This window comes from Ensifer adhaerens (assembly GCF_028993555.1).
Classification (GTDB): Bacteria; Pseudomonadota; Alphaproteobacteria; order Rhizobiales; family Rhizobiaceae; genus Ensifer; species Ensifer adhaerens_I.
Map to the genome: position 1 here is coordinate 451,476 of NZ_CP118612.1, position 17,454 is coordinate 468,929.

17 protein-coding genes and 1 pseudogene are annotated in these 17,454 nt (G+C 59.7%); 12 read left to right on the plus strand and 6 right to left on the minus strand.

Annotated elements, in window-relative coordinates:
- Positions 1–25: 25 nt before the first annotated feature.
- The 5 genes from PWG15_RS35055 (at position 26) to PWG15_RS35075 (ending at position 3,451) form a co-directional block, all read left to right on the plus strand.
- Positions 26–664 carry a peroxiredoxin gene (locus tag PWG15_RS35055; protein ID WP_275027462.1) on the plus strand — a complete coding sequence of 213 codons (639 nt, stop codon included), beginning with the start codon at positions 26–28 and terminating at the stop codon, positions 662–664.
- Positions 661–1,089 (plus strand): ArsR/SmtB family transcription factor, encoded by a 429-nt coding sequence (locus PWG15_RS35060; protein WP_275027463.1) that lies wholly within the window; start codon positions 661–663, stop codon positions 1,087–1,089. Before PWG15_RS35055 ends, PWG15_RS35060 begins: the two co-directional genes overlap by 4 nt.
- A gap of 147 nt (positions 1,090–1,236) precedes the next feature.
- Positions 1,237–2,241: an LOG family protein gene (locus PWG15_RS35065; RefSeq protein ID WP_275027464.1), complete on the plus strand. Its 1,005-nt coding sequence runs from the start codon at positions 1,237–1,239 to the stop codon at positions 2,239–2,241.
- Positions 2,242–2,707: 466 nt separating this feature from the next.
- A complete protein-coding gene (locus PWG15_RS35070; RefSeq protein ID WP_275027465.1) occupies positions 2,708–3,064 on the plus strand; it encodes an EF-hand domain-containing protein in 357 nt (118 codons plus the stop codon).
- A 141-nt stretch (positions 3,065–3,205) separates the two neighbouring features.
- On the plus strand, positions 3,206–3,451 hold the full coding sequence (locus PWG15_RS35075; protein ID WP_275027466.1) for a hypothetical protein: 246 nt from the start codon (positions 3,206–3,208) through the stop codon (positions 3,449–3,451).
- 366 nt (positions 3,452–3,817) lie between these two features.
- Here the strand turns inward: PWG15_RS35075 and PWG15_RS35080 are convergent, their stop codons facing one another.
- Entirely contained in the window at positions 3,818–4,381 is a 564-nt protein-coding gene (locus PWG15_RS35080; protein WP_275027467.1) for a cytochrome b/b6 domain-containing protein, read from the minus strand.
- Positions 4,378–4,653 carry a PepSY domain-containing protein gene (locus PWG15_RS35085; RefSeq protein WP_275027470.1) on the minus strand — a complete coding sequence of 92 codons (276 nt, stop codon included), beginning with the start codon at positions 4,651–4,653 and terminating at the stop codon, positions 4,378–4,380. Before PWG15_RS35085 ends, PWG15_RS35080 begins: the two co-directional genes overlap by 4 nt.
- Here PWG15_RS35085 and PWG15_RS35090 point away from each other — a divergent pair, their 5' ends adjacent.
- The 5 genes from PWG15_RS35090 to PWG15_RS35110 are packed head-to-tail and all read left to right on the plus strand — an operon-like array spanning position 4,654 to position 10,723.
- Positions 4,654–5,130, plus strand: coding sequence for a PepSY domain-containing protein (locus PWG15_RS35090; protein WP_275027471.1), 477 nt, complete (start codon positions 4,654–4,656; stop codon positions 5,128–5,130).
- On the plus strand, positions 5,127–5,792 hold the full coding sequence (locus tag PWG15_RS35095; RefSeq protein ID WP_275027472.1) for a response regulator transcription factor: 666 nt from the start codon (positions 5,127–5,129) through the stop codon (positions 5,790–5,792). Before PWG15_RS35090 ends, PWG15_RS35095 begins: the two co-directional genes overlap by 4 nt.
- Position 5,793: 1 nt before the next feature.
- Entirely contained in the window at positions 5,794–7,164 is a 1,371-nt protein-coding gene (locus PWG15_RS35100) for a sensor histidine kinase (RefSeq protein ID WP_275027473.1), read from the plus strand.
- 4 nt (positions 7,165–7,168) lie between these two features.
- Positions 7,169–9,013 (plus strand): heavy metal translocating P-type ATPase, encoded by a 1,845-nt coding sequence (locus PWG15_RS35105; RefSeq protein WP_275027474.1) that lies wholly within the window; start codon positions 7,169–7,171, stop codon positions 9,011–9,013.
- Between the two features lie 60 nt (positions 9,014–9,073).
- Entirely contained in the window at positions 9,074–10,723 is a 1,650-nt protein-coding gene (locus tag PWG15_RS35110; RefSeq protein WP_275028004.1) for a SulP family inorganic anion transporter, read from the plus strand.
- 687 nt (positions 10,724–11,410) lie between these two features.
- Here the strand turns inward: PWG15_RS35110 and PWG15_RS36505 are convergent.
- A pseudogene (locus PWG15_RS36505) lies at positions 11,411–11,515 on the minus strand (IS1595-like element ISPepr2 family transposase); the annotation flags it as partial.
- A gap of 284 nt (positions 11,516–11,799) precedes the next feature.
- On the opposite strand from PWG15_RS36505, the gene PWG15_RS35115 reads away from it, so the two are divergent.
- Positions 11,800–12,051 (plus strand): hypothetical protein, encoded by a 252-nt coding sequence (locus PWG15_RS35115; RefSeq protein WP_275027475.1) that lies wholly within the window; start codon positions 11,800–11,802, stop codon positions 12,049–12,051.
- A 111-nt stretch (positions 12,052–12,162) separates the two neighbouring features.
- Positions 12,163–13,029 carry a hypothetical protein gene (locus PWG15_RS35120; RefSeq protein ID WP_275027477.1) on the plus strand — a complete coding sequence of 289 codons (867 nt, stop codon included), beginning with the start codon at positions 12,163–12,165 and terminating at the stop codon, positions 13,027–13,029.
- Positions 13,030–13,206: 177 nt separating this feature from the next.
- Here PWG15_RS35120 and PWG15_RS35125 read toward each other — a convergent pair whose 3' ends face one another.
- From PWG15_RS35125 to PWG15_RS35135, 3 genes are all read right to left on the minus strand, one after another.
- Positions 13,207–14,859, minus strand: coding sequence for a bifunctional aspartate transaminase/aspartate 4-decarboxylase (locus PWG15_RS35125; protein ID WP_275027479.1), 1,653 nt, complete (start codon positions 14,857–14,859; stop codon positions 13,207–13,209).
- A gap of 145 nt (positions 14,860–15,004) precedes the next feature.
- On the minus strand, positions 15,005–15,985 hold the full coding sequence (locus PWG15_RS35130) for a DUF2950 domain-containing protein (protein ID WP_275027480.1): 981 nt from the start codon (positions 15,983–15,985) through the stop codon (positions 15,005–15,007).
- A gap of 21 nt (positions 15,986–16,006) precedes the next feature.
- On the minus strand, positions 16,007–17,389 hold the full coding sequence (locus PWG15_RS35135) for a DUF3300 domain-containing protein (protein WP_275027481.1): 1,383 nt from the start codon (positions 17,387–17,389) through the stop codon (positions 16,007–16,009).
- Between the last annotated feature and the right edge of the window lie 65 nt (positions 17,390–17,454).

Sequence of the window (17,454 nt, forward strand, 5' to 3'; positions counted from 1 at the left end):
AGGCAGCCGCAAACAGGACATCCGTATGACCGAGACAACGTTTCAACCCATTGCCTATGCGCGCCTCAATGCCTTGGCTCCCGATTTTGCGGCGCGATCCACGAACGGACCCATCACGCTGTCGTCCTATCGCGGTCGCTGGGTGGTCTTTTTTGCCCATCCTGCAAACTTCACGCCGGTTTGCACCAGCGAGTTCATAGCGCTTGCGCGGGCGTCGCCGGATTTCGAGAAGCTTGACTGTGCGCTACTGGGGCTCTCGGTGGACAGTCTCTACTCCCACATTGCCTGGATCCGTGATATCCGCGAGCGCTTTGGAATAAATGTCGCGTTCCCGCTCGTCGAAGACCCCTCGATGGCAATCGCGAAGGCCTATGGAATGATCGATGGCACTTCGGATAGCAGTGCGACGGTCAGGGCAACATACGTCATTGATCCGGAGGGTATCATTCGCGCCATTGTCTGGTACCCGATGAATGTAGGTCGTTCAGTGGACGAGCTGTTACGTCTTGTTGCCGCACTCCAGAGTGCGGAACGAGAGAATGCCGCGGCGCCGGAAGGGTGGCGTCCGGGCAATCCCCTTCTCGAGCACGCGCCCTCGAGCGAAGGAGAGGAGACTGTGCTCCATCCAGGCGAAAGTTGGTATTTCCGGGAGCGGCACACATGAGTGTCGAGACGAGGATCTCACTGGAAACACTTACCGCAAAAGCACCGGAAGCTGCCGAGTTCATGAGGCACTTCAGTAATGCCAACCGGCTGATGCTGCTGTGTTACATCGCCCAGCGGGAGACCGCCGTGACCGACCTTCAGGAGGCGTTGGGGATCAAGCAGCCTGCCCTTTCGCAACAACTCGCCGAATTACGACACGCAGGCCTCGTCAAGACACGACGGGAGTCGCGTCAGATCTTCTATTCGATAGCCGACGGTCGAGCGGAAGCCGTGATGAAACTGCTGTTCAGGCTGTTCTGCGATCCGGAAAGCGGGCCAACAGACGAACCTGCTGTCACAGGCTCGACCGATCCCGTCGTCGAGCAGGCTGCCCTTCCACCAAAGGACGCTGCTCATTTTGCTCGGATTGTGCCACTGACCTAGCCCCCGCAAATGCCACCATCATATATGCACGACACGCGCCGGTTCGCGGTGACAAGACCTTTGATTGGTATCCTAGGCTCCTGGTACACGATTAGTGCCGCCGCCAAACGAATCGAATAACTCCGATTTTTGGGGTATCGTGCTTGAATGAAGGCACGACGTCGGCAGAATGGGGACAAGACAGTTGTTTCACGGCTGGGTACAATACCCCCGCCGCCACATCCTTTGCACCGTACAGAGCCTTTGCCCTGGCAAAACATTAAATCGGCTATAGATGACCCTGAAGCACATAATCGGGTCGAAGCCATCATCAGGAGCGAAAGCTATCGCCTAGCGATCCAGGATCCAAGCTTCCTTGATCGCGATGACGTCCGTGGACCAAGACTCGAAGTCGACTATCTCAAACCGGAACTGTTGTTGAGACAGCATGGAATTGAGGGGACGATCGTCGTCTTCGGCAGTACGCGCATATGTGAACCAGAGGCAGCGCAGCGCAATCTGGGGGCGCTGCGCGCCGCGGCGGAGGGACACCCGGACGCCGGCTCGCTGATGCGCCTTCGAGTAGCAGAGCGGATCCTCGAAAAGGCTCGATTCTACGAGATCGCCCGAGATCTCGGGCGGGAAGTCGGTCGATCCAATCGCGCGCACCCGCAGCAGTCGGTTGTCATCATGACTGGCTCAGGACCTGGGATAATGGAGGCTGCCAATCGTGGCGCCTTTGATGTTGGCGCACGATCAGTGGGTCTCAATATCAGTCTGCCACACGAACAGTTTCCCAACCCTTATGTTAGTCCGGACCTCTGCTTTTGCGTGCATTACTTTGGAATACGCAAGCTTCACTTCCTCATACGCGCAAAGGCGCTTGTCGTGTTTCCCGGCGGTTTTGGTACGCTTGATGAGTTGTTTGAGACACTTACTCTGATCCAGACGCGCAAGATCAAGCCGATACCAATCGTCCTTGTCGGTGAGGAATTCTGGCGCCGAGCAATCGACATAGATTTTCTGGTTGAAGAAGGCGTGGTCGATCCTGAGGATCGCGATCTCTTTTGGTACGCTGAAACAGGTCAGGAAATTTGGGATGACATTCTAAACTGGCACGCGGCGACCGGGGCGCCCCTTTTTCCACCGATTTCCACCAATCTCGGCAGATGAAGGTCTTTTCGGCGGTTGCTACAACAAGCCGTCCGCTGGCCAAGCAATATCTCCGCGAAGTGCCGGACGCAGACCCGGATCGGATGTCTAGTCTAAAGCAAAGCTTACTCCGAGCTCATATGTTTCCATGCAACATCCAGGGGCATCTTGAAGTCGGCCATGCATGCCATGCTCATCGGAACGTAATCCGACCGTGATAGAGTATCCGGCCATAACACAGGGGTGACGCTCTTTGTCAGCGTTTACTCCCCTTTCTTCCCTGCATCTCTCCGCATCCGCTGTACTGCGCAGTAGAAGCAGCCCGCATTCGATACTGTCGAATTGTGCTTGCCTCGAGTTGATGCAGGACAAGGAACCCATCCCGATCTTAAGGTAGATTGGCGTCGTAACGATTGCAGGAGCGTGCGACGCGCGAAGCAAGCGCGCCAAGTGCCACAGGTCTCCTGCGTTTGAAGGGAGGACCCACATGATTATCGCACGAGCCTCATATGCTGCGACTATCGCCGTTCTCGTATCCACCAGCGCGACGGGATCTTTTGCCCAGACCCCGGTAGAAAAACAAGACGAACAACCTGGTTACTCCGAGATGATGCCGGGTGCGATGATGGGCGGCCGCCGCTCCGGCATGAGAGATGGTATGCGGCAAGGCATTATGTATGGGCACATGATGAAAATCATGTTTGCCGTTGCTGATGTAGATGGCGATGGTGCGCTTTCGTTCGAAGAAGTGACAGCGATCCATAAGCGCATCTTCGATAAGGCCGATGCAAACAAGGACGGCAAGGTGACGCCCGAGGAAATGCAGGGCTTCATGCGCGACTAAACGTGGAAATGAGCACTGGAGCGCCGGCGGTGATAGTGGTCCGTCAGCGGCGCGTAGGGAGGGCGGACAAGCAGTTATTTATGCTGGCGCTAACTGCATCATCGGGGTTGGCTTGTTTCTGTTCCATACGCTGGCCAACCGATGGTCCTGATCGCAGACATTTTGCCTGTCGCCGTGGTCATCTACTCATTCTTCTTCGTGGCGATGATGCGGTTTCTACGCCTAAGCGTTATCGTCACCGGGCTTCTGACTGCGATGATGCTTGGGCTTTCGCCCACGCTCGAAGGCATCGCCAGGCCTCTGCTCAGAAGTTCGGCGGCCTATGGGCCGGGATTGATCGCCACTTTCGGCGTGGCGTTCGCGGTATCGCTCTCAGGTGGCGGTTAACCACGGATGCTGGTGGCAACTGGCACGATTTTCTCCGCTACGTTGGTCTTCCGGATGCTGCCTGCCCCTCTCTGCGGATCCTGGAGCGTAGGCACGCGCTTTATCTGGCATCTGTTGAATGCCGTTGCTCTGGGTTTCGCGCTGTTTCGCTTGAGCGCATCTCCACGAGGGACGGGACAAAGCTCGTGCCAAGCGAGGCGTAGTGTCGACCGGCCATTGCAGCCGGACGACCGGAATGTAGTGTTATATCGCGCGACGGCACAAGGCGCTCGGTTGCGTTCTTACTGTAACGTGCGCCCGGCATCGAGCGGCAGGTGCCCGAGTGCGGTTGTTCGCCGCTGTCGGGCACCATGGTCGTACAGGCGATCATTCGACACGTTTGCGGCCCGTGATCATCGCGCGGACCAGATTTTCTTTATGCTCGATGCTGGCGAGTACAACGCCTGCGACGTGCAAGCCGATAAGACCAAGGGTCAGGTTCGCCAGCAGTTCATGCGTCTCCTCCACCCACTCAACACCCCAATAGGCGTCGGTCGTCATCATGTATCCAGTTGCGGCGATGCCGGAGAGCGAGATGAGAAGAGCGATCACCATCGCGCCTCCGGCCGGGTTGTGGCCAATATAGCGTTTGGCCTTCAGTGCTATGCTGTCCAGAAGAAATCTAAGGGTTGTGACCGGGCTGTAGATGAAGTTCGAAAATCGCGCGTGGTGAGTACCGACGAAGCCCCAGATGACGCGAATGACCAGAAGCCCGATGATGACGTAACCCGCCAGGAAATGGGCCTTCTTCCACTCGTCGCCTGTCAGGTAGGAGAAGGCAAACAGCGCGACCAGACTCCAGTGGAACACGCGCACAAGCGGGTCCCAGACCTTGACCGTCGGCGGCGAGCCCGCGCCCGCCGCATCTAGATCCATCGTGCCCATGATCATTCGCTTTCGTTGCCGACCGCAGCGCCGGTCTCGGGGTTGAACACGGTCTCAACCTTGTTGCCCTTGGCGTCGATGGCGTAAACTTCGTAGCAGCTGCCCTCGAGTTTCACCCGGCGTACATCGAGGCCTGTGGCTTTGGCCTTTTCCTTGATGCTAGTCTCGTTAAGCCACTTGTCCTTGGCCGCGCTTGTGCAATTCTGCTCTTCTTCGGCGCGGGCGATACCGCCAGAGGCGGTGGCGAGCAGGAGGGTCGCGAGGATGATCATCTTCATTTGTCTTCTCCATCAAATACCCAGGAGCGGTACTGCTCTTCTGGTCGACGTCGAACCTATGGCAGGCAACATGACGACGACCTGATCACGATTGTCAGTTTCTTGTCATCTGGGATGGGCTATCGGTGTGCGATGTGTTCTTTTCGCATCCTCAGCTTCGTTGCGCTTCTCCTTCTCGGCCTGCCGTTGCCGGGGCCTGCCCGTGCCGACGATGACCGCTCACATGCTACAGGAGACGACGACCTTCCGTCGCGCGATGATCTCAGCAGGCTTGTCAGGGAGGGCAAAATTCGCCCGCTGGCAGTTCTGAAGGTTCAGGTCCTCGCCAAACTGCCGGGCGAATTGATCGATGTCATGGTGGAGCGCGACGACGGCGTTATCATCTATGAATTCCGGATTCTGAGGGACAGCGGCCGGGTCACCGAAGTGGAGGTGGAGGCCGCCTCGGGCAGGATCGTCGAAATCGAGAACGAATGATGCGTCTGCTGCTTGCCGAAGACGATCCGCTTATCGCCCGTGACGTGGGTGCCCACCTTTCGAAGGCGGGCTTCAATGTCGTGCACGAGAAGGACGGAGAGGCGGTGCTATTCGCGGGTGAACATGAGGACTTCGAGGCGGTTATACTCGACTTGGGCCTGCCCACGATTGACGGCCTCACCATCCTAAAGAGGTGGCGTTCTGCCGGCCGAGGCATGCCCGTGATCATCCTGACGGCGCGAAGCAACTGGGAGGAGCGTGTGGAGGGCATCAACGCAGGTGCCGACGACTATCTCGGCAAGCCTTTCCGCATCGCCGAACTGCTTGCCCGACTGCACGCCGTGCTGCGCAGATATTCCGGCCAAGCGAGTGCCGTCCTGTCCTCCGGGCCGGTTTCAATCGACACCCGCCGCCGTGCGGTAATGGTCGATGGAGTGCCGGTGGACGTGACGCCCCTGGAATACAAATGCCTCTCGGTCCTGATGCAGAACCGCAGTCGCGCCGTTTCGCAGATGGAGTTGACCGAACAACTCTACACCCAGGACTTCGAACGGGAGAGCAATTCCGTTGAAGTTCTTATCGGACGATTGCGAAAGAAACTTGGGCGGGACGCAATCGTCACGCGCCGGGGCTTCGGCTACCAGATCGCGGCGGACGAGTGACATGCGGTCGCTCCACAGCCGCTTCATTCTTACATCCGTGGTCGTCGTCTCGATCTGCCTCGCAGCGGCGTTCTTCGCTCTCGTCCAGATATTTGCGGAAAGCTACAGCACGCGCATCCAGAACGAATTGACCGGACACATAAATCGATTGGCCGCCGTCCTCCGCTTCTCGGCGGACGGGAAGGTCCAGCTGCCCGAGAATCCTCCGGACAATCGTTTCCTGCTGCCTTACGGCGGTCTCTATTGGCAGATCGACGACCCAGTCGGGAAAGTCGAGCTGCGGTCGGCCTCGCTATTCGACTACGCCCTGCCGCTGCCACAGGAGGCGCACCCGGTCGGCGTCATGCACCAGTATCGCCTTGCTGGTCCGGACGGAAAGGATGTCCTGGTTCAGGAGCGCGTTCTGTTGTTGGCCGCACCCGAGGGGAAACGGCCTCTCCGCATTGCGGCTGCGGTGAATGCGGATGAGGTCGACAACGCGCGCGCGGCCTTCGCTCTCGACATCATGCCCTATTTGGGCATGCTGGCTGTGCTGCTTGTCCTCATGTCGATCATCCAGCTCTGGATCGGCCTGAGACCCCTCAACCGCATCGGCCGCGACCTCGAGGCGGTGCGTGATCGCAGGGTCGGGCGCTTGGCCGGGGCATATCCCCGCGAGGTCCAGCCGCTCGTCGACCGATTGAACACGCTGCTGGAAACCCAGGCCGCGGCCATGGAGAATGCCAGGGGCCGGGCCAGCGACCTCGCGCACGGTCTGAAGACTCCACTGACTGTCCTCGCCAACAATGCTTTGACGCTCCGCGAAAAGGGCGAAGGCGAAATCGCTGACGAGCTCGACCATCTGGCCGATACCATGCTCTCCCATGTCGAACACGAGCTGGCACGTGCGCGGTTGACCCCGAGCGCGGACCAGCGGAGCGGCGATGCCGACGTCGCCATGATCGTCGACGAGACGATCCGGATGCTTCAGCACACCGAAGCAGGCGAGCGCCTTTCATGGGTGGCCGGCCTGGAGGAAGGCCTGACGGCGCCGATTGATCCGCATGATTTTCGCGAACTGGTCGGCAACCTTCTCGAAAACGCATCGAAATGGGCCAAGAGCCGTGTGGCTGTCACAGCCGTCCGGCGCGAGGGTTTTATCCGGCTAGTGGTCGAGGACGACGGCCCGGGGGTGTCGCCCGAGAGACTGCCGGACCTGCTGCGCCGGGGTGTGCGCCTCGATCGCCTGAAGCCCGGTTCGGGCTTGGGTCTGGCGATCGTATCCGAGATCGCCAATGTCTACAATCTGGCCCTAACCTTGGAGAATCGCGTCGAAGGCGGCTTGCGTGCGGAAGTCGCCTGCTCCGACCCACTTCCTTCTCCGGAGACCTGATGCCATGGAACATCAAAGCGAAGCTAAACTGAAATTTGGTCTTCTGCTTGTTGCGTTTGGCGGGTTGCTGCTTGGGCTCGGCTTGCAGCTCACAGGCCGAGGAGATGCCGCACGAGTTACATGGACAATCGCCACCGCTCCGGTTCTGGCGGCCCTCCTCGTCGAGATAATCCGAAGCCTCTGGCGTGGGGAGGTGGGCCTGGACATCGTCGCTGCGCTGTCGATGTCGGCTGCGCTCATCTTCGGAGAAGCCCTCGCGGCAACGATAGTTGCGCTGATGTACACCGGCGGCACATTCCTTGAAAGCTTCGCGGAAGGGCGTGCGCGCCGCGAGATGCATGACTTGCTCTCCCGCGTGCCGCGTGCCGCGACGCGCTATCGCGACGGAGGTCTGCAGGAGGTTCCTGTCGACGACATCCGGCCTGGTGATCGGCTGCTTGTCCGACAGGGTGACGTCGTCCCTGTTGACGGGACGATCGCGAGCGCCCGGTCCTTCCTCAACATGTCCGCATTAACGGGTGAATCGCTTCCCGTTCCATTTGCTGAACATGAAGACGTCCTGAGCGGCTCGACGAATGCAGGGGATGCGTTCGATCTTATCGCGACGCACGAGGCCAAAGACAGCACATATGCCGGCATCGTACGCCTCGTCGAGGATGCCCAACGCTCGAAAGCTCCCATGTCAAGGCTTGCAGACAAATGGTCGCTCGGGTTTCTGGCGATGACCCTGCTCATCGCCTTCGCCGCATGGTGGGCCACGGGAGACGCCATCCGCGCCGTCGCGGTGTTGGTGGTGGCCACGCCATGTCCGTTAATCCTCGCCGTGCCTGTGGCGCTCGTTGCCGGCCTGTCGCGCGCGGCGCATTTCGGTGTTCTGATCAAGGGGGCACGTCACCTTGAGAATATGGCCCGCATCCACACGCTGGTGCTGGACAAGACAGGGACGCTGACGGACGGCCGCCCGCAGATCGCGTCCATTCAAAGCTCGCTAGGTTACGCCGAAGACGAAATTCTGATGCTCGCAGCATCTATCGATCAGGTGTCAAAACACCCGATCGCGCAGGCTATCGTTACGGCGGCCCGGCAACGGAATCTGGGTCTCGTCGTGCCAACCGACGTGACGGAGGCAGCGGGCGAGGGTGTCGCGGGATATGTAAATAGGAGGCGGGTTGTTGTTGGGGGCCATGGCTACGTCAAGGCCCGCGTTGATGGCCCTCCAAACGCAATTCCTGAGACGGCCGCCGGGTCGGTCGTCGTTGCAGTCGCCATCGACAACAATCTGGTAGGGCATATCGTGATGGCTGATCCGGTGCGCGCGGAAGCGGCCGAGATGCTAGACGGACTTCGCCGCGAAGGGATCCGGCGCATCCTTCTAGCGACCGGCGACCGCGCTGCCGTGGCCGAACGCATTGCCGACGGATTGGGGCTTGACGCACTTCGCTCGGGCCTTTCGCCAGACCAGAAGGTGCTGGTCGTCCTTACGGAGCGGAAGAACGGCCCCGTCATGATGGTCGGCGACGGCGTCAATGACGCGCCAGCGCTCGCAGCGGCCGATGTCGGTGTCGCAATGGGGGCAAGAGGCGCGGCCGCGTCGGCCGAGGCCGCTGACGTCGTCTTGTTGGTCGACCGGATCGACCGCCTGCGCACGGGGATAGAAATCGCCCGAAGGTCACGGAGGATCGCCGTGGAGAGTGTCTTGGTCGGCATTGGTCTTTCGATATTCGCCATGGTGGCGGCGGCCTTTGGCTACCTGGCCCCCGTCGAGGGCGCGATCCTGCAGGAGGCGATCGATGTGACGGTCATCTTAAACGCGCTTCGAGCGATCAGGATTTCACCGAAAGTAGCTTGACGGGGCTCCGCTGATGGGCGTGCTTGTGGGCGGGAGCGAGAGGGGCGTTGGCGGTATCCGATCGTCCATGATTTTGTTGCAGGGATTGTTCTGACCACCATGCTGGTGCCAGTCGGCATCGCCTATGCCGTAGCATCGGGGGTACCTGGGATTTACGGGCTCTACGCGACGATTGTCCCCTTACTGGCCTATGCAGTATTTGGGCCCAGCCGGATTTTGGTTTTGGGTCCTGACTCATCACTTGCGGCAATCATCCTCGCCACTGTCCTGCCTCTCTCAGGAGGAGAGCCCGCGCGCGCAGTCGCGTTGGCCGGCGCTATGGCCATAGTATCAGGTTTGGTCTGCATCATCGCGGGCCTCGCGCGCCTCGGGTTCATCACTGAACTGCTCTCGAAACCCATTCGATACGGATACATGAATGGTATAGCGTTGACGGTTCTTCTCGGCCAGATCCCCAAGCTCCTCGGTTTCTCGATTGAACGAAGCGGCCCATTGCGTGACATATGGGCAATAGGCAAAGCCATCCTGGCCGGCAGCATCAATTGGGCGGCGTTTGCGATTGGTGCCGGAGCGTTGGCGGTCATCCTTCTGCTCAAACGCCACAGGCGTGTACCGGGCATCCTTATCGCTGTCCTTGGCGCGACTGTTATTGCCGGTTTGCTGCAACTGGCAGATCGAGCTGGAGTTTCGGTTCTGGGACCACTTCCGCAAGGACTGCCGGCTTTCCAAATCCCAGTGATCGGCACCTCGGATGTCGTGCCAGTGCTGATGGGTGGGTTCGCGGTCGCGATGGTTTCATTTGCCGACACCAGCGTGCTATCGCGGGTTTATGCCGTTCGACTTGGTTATCGCGTCGATCCCAATCAGGAGATGGTGGGTCTCGGCGCGGCCAACCTCGCAGCGGGGTTTTTCCAAGGGTTTCCGATTAGCAGCAGCTCCTCTCGCACCCCGGTTGCAGAGGCCGCCGGTGCAAAGACGCAGTTGTCTGGCATTGTTGGAGCGATCGCCGTCGCGTCGTTGTTGCTGTTCGCGCCAAATCTTTTGCAGAATTTGCCAAACGCTGCTCTTGCTGCGGTCGTTATTGCCTCGGCAATCGGACTCTTCGAGTTTCATGACCTGAAGCGGATTTACCGAATCCAGCGTTGGGAATTTTGGCTTTCGATCCTCTGCTTTGTCGGCGTGGCCGTATTCGGAGCAATTCCTGGAATAGGCATCGCCGTGGTTATCGCGGTCATCGAGTTCCTATGGGATGGCTGGCGCCCCCATTCGGCCGTGCTTGGGCGCGCGGAGGGCGTCAAGGGCTATCACGACATAACGCGATACCCAAATGCCCGCCGAATACCAGGTCTCGTGCTCTTCCGTTGGGATGCGCCCCTGTTCTTCGCCAACGCTGAGCTATTCAAGGAACGGGTTTCCGAGGCCGTTGCTGAGTCACCGACGGCAGTGAACTGGGTGGTCGTTGCAGCGGAGCCTGTAACGGACATTGATGTTACGTCATCCGATAGTTTGGCCGAGCTTGTTGAAGATCTCCGGGCGAATGGCATTACTTTCCGGTTCGCGGAACTCAAGGATCCGGTGAAGGACCAGTTGAAGCGCTTTGGCCTGTTCGCCGTATTGGGCGACGAAGCTTTTTACCCGACCCTAGGTGCTGCGGTGCACGGCTATCTTGATAAGCATGAGATTGACTGGAACGACGATGACAACTCTTGAAACGGTCGGCGGCTGGTCGAACAGCATTCCTTCGAGTTTGGCGCCACAGGCTTGCGTGCGGGGTCGACGCGGCCATATCGCCGCAACCACGGGCCGTCGCGCCATCAGGCGTCGAGCCATTTTTTAGAAGACGTAGAGCAGAACAAGCGCGGCAAGAAAGCCGGCTGATGTGGCTACAAAGGGGAGCACGTCTACGCAACTCATGGCACCAAACCGCGCGTGAGCTACGATGGTCCGGGGAACGAAAGAGCCCGGCGCGACACCCTGCTGGGCTCGTGGTCTCGCGAAGGTCGACTTACAATGGTATTGCCTGTTCGATATTGGCAGGCGCTATGTCCCCAGATGGCGCGACTGCGACGTCCAGCGTGGTCGACGGCAATCTCTGCTTTCAGGCGACGGCAGAGACTCACCTCAACGGCCAACATGGGGGCTTTTCAGACGCGCCACACCCGAGCAGAGCGTCGGCTCTCAGGAACTCGATCGCTTGCTCTGAACGACCCAGTTGCGGGCGCAATGCTGTCGTTTGCAGACCTAAGCGTGGACGCGCCTTACGGGTCGGACGGAACTGTGCTTCCAAGAACCCTGCAAGCCTTGTTGCTGTGATGTTCACCCTCTGGGCCAAGAAGATCGCATAATGTATCGGGCCCTTATCAACCAAAGACTGCGACTGCTGATTTGACGATAATGCAGCGCGTGTCCCATCCGCCAGGCCGTCGGTTGGCTCACCCCCAGAGCCTCGGCCAGGCGCACCGAGGACAAACCTTTATCCGACTGCAGCATCAGCCACATGCCCAGGCCATGTATCGACCGGAACGAATGCATGGTTCACACCTCAACCAATTTTCCCCTAGGCCAGGTCACAACAATCCCACCCCAGTCATTGCCGCGCCCGAGCCCCGGTTTAACAGTTACGTACTTCCCCTTTTCTCGTAACGAGCGATGATGTTTGCCGACGTCACGGATTTGGGGTTCGAAGCTGTGTGTCTGGCGCCTTCTGCCTGATGCGGGCGAACCCTTCCGTCGTAGGCAATGCAATGAGTAATCCTGCGCGGGCCCACGTGGTCATTGGAGGGCGCATGAGCTTGTTGGAACTGGGGCGGGCTCGGTTGGCTATGGTGTTGCCACATCATCGCGAGCAATTGCGGAGTGCAATGGATGATTACAGCCGTGAACTTTTCGAGGCCTACGCCTTGGCGTCGACGACACTCGATAATCTCGAGCGTGAGATGTCGAGGCGTGAGGATTTGATACATGAATATCATCAAATCTGCCTGGATTTGCAGGCGGAAGTGCTAACGATGCTCACGTTGAAAAGGGATAAGACGTAACCCGGAAGATGCGGAGGACCGCTTCGCGCCGTCATGGCGGGAGCTGGTGTAGTGCGAAGCCCGGCAAGGCAACTGCGGAGATCGAAGGTAAGTGACTTGAAATCTACGAGCATGTCCACTCGCGCTGTTGCTATGTTCCTGGTGAGCGCAGCTCTCGATCCAACAATCGTAGTAGCCTCCACCTCAGAGGAGGAACTGGTCAGCAGCCTTCAATCGTGCGCTTCCCGATTAGAAGCAGGCAGTGACTACGGGGGCTATGTCGAAGGGTTTGACCACGCTCAGGACGTTGTGAGTGGCGCGCTCGAGTTCATGCGCGGCCGAGTTGGTCCGTCCGCAAATGCCGGAAGCGCCCAGGCTGCGAAACAGCAGTTGGCCGCAGATCTTTTGGACAACCCGATGGAGGCTCGGTCGCGAGTAGCGGCTCTTGTAGAGGAGTGCTTGGAGCACGCGGAGGCGACTGAAGCCATATTCAATGGAGCGGAGGCAAGTCGCTCAAGCGAGCTTGAAGCTGCGGCGAACGCACAGCGTGACGCGGTTGTGCGTGCCGAAAGCGAATCCGAACGGGCGGACCAGGCGGAACGACGGGCAATCGCTGCAGAAGCGGCGGCAGAACAAGCAAAGGCCGAGATCGTCATTCTCAAAGAGGAGCACCGCAGAAGGGCAGAAGCGAAGTCGTCTTCAAACGAAAACAGCGGGCCGGGCAACGGGAATGAGAACTCCGTTTCACTGAACGTACGGGAAAACGTGCAGCGTGCGCTTCGGGCAAATGGCTACAATGTCTTCGAAAGCGCCGAAAAGATGAATTGCAGCTGGACCGGTTCGGCGCACCTATGCAAGCGGCCGAGCGGCGGGATGACAGTCAGCATTGCGTCCGATCCATATCGGATCCGCATTCTCAACGCAGACGCTACCATCGATTGTTTGAGGCTCCGCAAAGGAGAAATGGTCGCGCAAGGCAGTGGTGACGACTGCCAATGACCAACCCACTGCCTTTAAGTTGAGGGCAGCTGGCCAAAGTAAATCCTTGCCAACTACACGTGCTATGAAGCCTGCAAGAGCGACCAAACGCGAGAAGCTTGCCCGCCACGGCTTTCATACGTTCGTCTCCGGAGTCGTAGGCAGGCGGCCGGCATGGCTGCCGGCCGCGTCGATCGGCTAGCTGATCTTCAGGCCCTTGGCCGCCTGGTAGGTCTGGACGTAGCCGCGCGCGACAGAGCGCACGGCGCGACCGATCTGCGAATAGGCGTCGTCATTGAGGTTGGCGAAGGAGACGCGCGCCGACCAGCTTGGTGCATCGAAGCCCGAACCGTTGAGGAGCACGATGCCGTGGTCCTCGGCGAGCCGGAAGGGAATGTCGAGCGGATGGATGTTGTCCTTCACCCATTCGACGACATCCTCGCCGACATATTTGCGCAGCCAGAACTCGAAATCGATGATGCCGTAATAGTGGTCGAAATAGATGCCCGGGTTGGACTCGACGCCCATGCCCTCGATGAGGTTCCAGAACCGCTTCGTGCAGATGGCGATGCAGGCCTTCTGGTAGAGCTTCTCGACATCCATCAGCTCGACCAGGCTGAACAGCGACATCATCACCTGTTGCGGCAGCGACAGGCCGGCGGTGTGGTTCAGTGCCACGTCACGGCTGTCGGCAACGATGCGGTCGATGAACTTCACGTCGCGCGGCTTCGGCGTCATCGCCTTGTAGCGCTTTTCCAGGACCTTCTGGATCGGCTCCGGATGCGCCTTGATCTTCTCGTCGAAGATGTTGTCCTGCGCCACCGCGACCACGCCGAGGCGCCAGCCGGTGCAGCCGAAATACTTCGAATAGGAATAGACGCCGATCGTGTTGCGCGGCAGATGGCCGAGCAGCGACTGGAAGCCGGGAACGAAGGTGCCGTAGACGTCGTCGGTCAAGACGATCAGGTCAGGGCGCTTCTTGTTGACGAGATCGACGAGGCGCTTGATCGAATCCGGATCCATCGCAACGGCGGACGGGTTGCCGGGGTTGACCAGGAACAGCGCCTTCACCTTGGGGTTTTCCAGCGCCTTGATGTCTTCGTCGGTGAACTGGAAGCGGTCCTCCTGCTCGGCGCTGACATTGATGGTCTTGAGGTCGTAGTCCTCCAGCTCCGGCATTTCGAGATAGGGCGTGAAGATCGGCGTGCCGAGCGCGATCGTGTCGCCGGCGTTGAGCAGGCGGGCGTTCTTCAAGGCTTTGAAGATGTAGCACATGGCGGCGGTGCCACCTTCGACCGGGTATAGGTCGAACTTCGCCTTCGGCCGGTGGCCGGCGCACATCGCCCACATCAGATATTCATGGGTGATGATCTCGTTGTGGTGCAGCGCGCGGTCCGGAACCGGATAGTTGTCGCCGATGATCGAGTCCGTCAGTTCGTGGAGGAAACCATCAGGATCGAAGCCGAAGGTCTTGATGGCGTAGGCGACGGCATCGCCGAGCGTCTTGGCCGCCGGCACGCCTTCGTCTTCTTCGTCCACGTTTTCCGTATTCTGCAACTGTTTCTTGATCCACTTCTGGAAGCGCGCATGGGCGCCGTCCTTTGGCGGCATGCCGGCGACCCCGGCCTTGGGATCATAATAGGCGCGCTTGGCTTCCGTCAGCGCGAACTGGCCGAGCAGGAAGAAGGCTTCACGGGCGCGTGTCGCCGTCCAGTTGGGGTTGCCGCGGCCGGCGTTGAGGAAGGCCCTGGCGGATTTCTGCGAGCTCGACTTGGCGAGCTTGATCAGCTCGTCCTTGATCTCGAACGGGCTGAGATCGGAAATGCTGTCGTAGAATTTGCGGTCCAACATAGTGCACACTCCCTATGAACGATAAGCTCAGTTAGTCTGCTGGGGCCAGGATGGCGATGACGACGGTGGTCAGCAGCGTGTTGCCGGGCATGCCTAGGGGCAAAGCGCGGCGTTGAGGTTCCCGAATGATCCCGACATCATATCTTCAATCGGGCACCACATCCCATTTGTCGTCGGGATCGAAACGATCGATGAAGGGCACGATCTGTTCGGTGCTCGGCCCGAGGTCACGTTCGTAGACGATGCCCTGCTGGTTGACGACGAAGGTCTTGACTCCGGTCTCGGCGTAAGTGACCGGCCAGGCGATCAAGGCGAAACCGCCGATCATGTTGCCGTTGATGACATAGTCATATTGGCCGCCGGCAATGTTATCGCCTTGCGACGTCAGGATGCGGAAACGGTAGCCGAAATAGCCTTGGCCGGCCTTTGCCTTTTCCAGCGCTGCCTCGTTGATTGAGTCGCCGACCGGGCTCTCGCCGTCGCCCTGATCGGCCGGCCAGTAGAGCCCGTCCGTCTGGCCAGGCGTGCTGATCAGCTTCTGGGCGTATTCGAGCACGCCATCGGCGTCGCGGTCCTGCGAGGCGTATTCCTTTTGCGCATCGACATAGGCCTGTACCGTGTCGATCGCCTGGAGCTCGTTCTCGCCGACGCGACGGTTGATGATCTCCTCAAGCCCGACATAGGTGTCGAAAGCCCACTTTCCGTCCTCGCCCTTGGTGAGCGGGAAGGGCAGCGGCCAGAGCCGATCGCCGAGCTGGATGATCTTGCGTCCTTCGAGATCGCGCACGACGACGTTGCGAGCGGCACCTTCGCGAATGAGCGCGAAGGTATCCATCACCCCTTCACCGGCCTTCAGCTTCTCCGCATTGAGCCCCAGAAGCTTCGCCAGACCGTCGAAATCATTGGCGGCGAGCCTTGCCTTGAATTCGTCGACCGCCTTGGCTGGATCATCGAAAACAGGCGGATCCTCGTCGGCTGCAAAGGCATCGAGGCCTGCAGGCATTTGATCCGTTGGCGCCTGTTCCGCCGCAGTCTGTGTCTGCGAGAAAGAAGCGTTGAGTGGCACGGCGGCCAACGTGAGGGCGATCGCCGTTCCGAGGAGAAACGGATGAAAGAGCTTTGCCATGGTCGTTCTCCTATGATCCGTTCAACGTCTGCGTCCGCCGCCGCCGCGACCACCGCCGCCGCCACGGTGCATTTGCGGCCTGCCGCCACCGCGGCTCATCTGTGGCCGTCCCCCGCCGCGCTGGCCGCCGCCCATGCTCTGACCGCCGCGGCGTGACGAGTTGATTTCGCGCCGCCCGGGATTGACGTTGCCAAGGCCGGACGGTTTGTTCGGCCGGTTCTGCGCCTTGGCGGCCATCTTCTTCTTGCCGCCCTGACGGTTGGCCTGAGAGGGGTTTTTGCCCGCAGGACGATTGATGCTCGGCTTGCCGTCTCCGGCCCGCGCGTTCGCGAGCGCCTGCCCGCCCCCGGCCCCGCCCGGTCGGGCAGCCGGCCTCTGCTGGGCCTTCAGCCCATCAAGCGTGCTCTTGCGCACGTCCCTGATCTGACCGCCGCCGCCACCGCCGGGCCGCGCGTTCGGCCGATCGCGGTTGATCTCGGCGGCGCGGTTGCGCAGGTTGTTGTTGCCGTTCGCCTTGATGTTGTTCTTGATGCTGTTTCGGTCGAAATGCTGAAGCTGGTCGCGGTCGAAGTTGATCTTGCTGCGATCGACATTCTTCCAGTCGACGTCGTTCCACTTCACCTTACCGTTGATGTTGTTGAAGCAGTTGTTGCAGTCGATGTCCATGTCGCCGCCGTTCCAGCGGCCACCCCAGACGCCCCAATCGTCCCAGTCGACGATCGCGGCGAAGGCAGCCCCGGTCACCGCGCCGGCGAAGAAGGCTGCTCCGGGATACCAATAGGCCGGATAGGGTTCGTCATAGTAGCCGATCGGCGCCGGCGCATAGTCAGGCTCGTACAGCATCTCCGGCGGATACTGCGGCACGTAGATCGTTTCAGGGTTGGCCGCCTGGATGATGACATTATCGCCTTCCTGGACCACCTTCACCTTGTCGTCGCTCTTGATGATGTTCTTGGCGACGGCCTCGTCACGCAATTGCTGTATCGCGATCAGCACATCCTTCTGCTGATTGGCGATCGCATCGCCGAAGGACTGAGTCCATTCGAGGTCTTCGCTCATCATCTTGACGATCTGGGGATAGTTGAGAAGTGAGATGACGCTGCCGTCCCAATCGTCTTTCGGCTTCATGTCGGGTTTCTTCGCACGGGCCTCCAGGAACCGTTCCGCCTCGACGATCTGCAGAGGATAGAGCGCGGCAGCGGAAATAAGCGCCACCAGTTCGTCAGGATAGAGCGCGATGCGGGCGACCAGAACTTCGAGTTCGTCGTCGCTGAGCGGTTCCGGCGCTGTCTGCTGTTCAGCGGCCGGCGCACTCGCCGTCTGCTGGGCCATGACGGCCGTGATCGGTGTTGCAACCAGTATCGTCACTGCGCTGCCGAGCGCGATGATCATCTTGCGGACCATAAATTACCTCCAGGCACGAAGGGGGCAGTGATGCCTTGACGAAAATCAACTCACTGCCTTCGTAA

Excerpts from the sequence above, each read along its gene's own strand:
- PWG15_RS35125 (WP_275027479.1), bottom strand. The coding sequence starts at position 14,859 with ATGTTGGACCGCAAATTCTACGACAGCATTTCCGATCTCAGCCCGTTC.
- PWG15_RS35080 (WP_275027467.1), bottom strand. The coding sequence starts at position 4,381 with ATGATCATGGGCACGATGGATCTAGATGCGGCGGGCGCGGGCTCGCCG.
- PWG15_RS35115 (WP_275027475.1), top strand. The coding sequence starts at position 11,800 with ATGAGCTTGTTGGAACTGGGGCGGGCTCGGTTGGCTATGGTGTTGCCA.
- PWG15_RS35070 (WP_275027465.1), top strand. The coding sequence starts at position 2,708 with ATGATTATCGCACGAGCCTCATATGCTGCGACTATCGCCGTTCTCGTA.
- PWG15_RS35065 (WP_275027464.1), top strand. The coding sequence starts at position 1,237 with ATGAAGGCACGACGTCGGCAGAATGGGGACAAGACAGTTGTTTCACGG.
- PWG15_RS35060 (WP_275027463.1), top strand. The coding sequence starts at position 661 with ATGAGTGTCGAGACGAGGATCTCACTGGAAACACTTACCGCAAAAGCA.
- PWG15_RS35085 (WP_275027470.1), bottom strand. The coding sequence starts at position 4,653 with ATGAAGATGATCATCCTCGCGACCCTCCTGCTCGCCACCGCCTCTGGC.
- PWG15_RS35130 (WP_275027480.1), bottom strand. The coding sequence starts at position 15,985 with ATGGCAAAGCTCTTTCATCCGTTTCTCCTCGGAACGGCGATCGCCCTC.
- PWG15_RS35120 (WP_275027477.1), top strand. The coding sequence starts at position 12,163 with ATGTCCACTCGCGCTGTTGCTATGTTCCTGGTGAGCGCAGCTCTCGAT.
- PWG15_RS35075 (WP_275027466.1), top strand. The coding sequence starts at position 3,206 with ATGGTCCTGATCGCAGACATTTTGCCTGTCGCCGTGGTCATCTACTCA.
- PWG15_RS35095 (WP_275027472.1), top strand. The coding sequence starts at position 5,127 with ATGATGCGTCTGCTGCTTGCCGAAGACGATCCGCTTATCGCCCGTGAC.
- PWG15_RS35105 (WP_275027474.1), top strand. The coding sequence starts at position 7,169 with ATGGAACATCAAAGCGAAGCTAAACTGAAATTTGGTCTTCTGCTTGTT.
- PWG15_RS35100 (WP_275027473.1), top strand. The coding sequence starts at position 5,794 with ATGCGGTCGCTCCACAGCCGCTTCATTCTTACATCCGTGGTCGTCGTC.
- PWG15_RS35055 (WP_275027462.1), top strand. The coding sequence starts at position 26 with ATGACCGAGACAACGTTTCAACCCATTGCCTATGCGCGCCTCAATGCC.
- PWG15_RS35135 (WP_275027481.1), bottom strand. The coding sequence starts at position 17,389 with ATGGTCCGCAAGATGATCATCGCGCTCGGCAGCGCAGTGACGATACTG.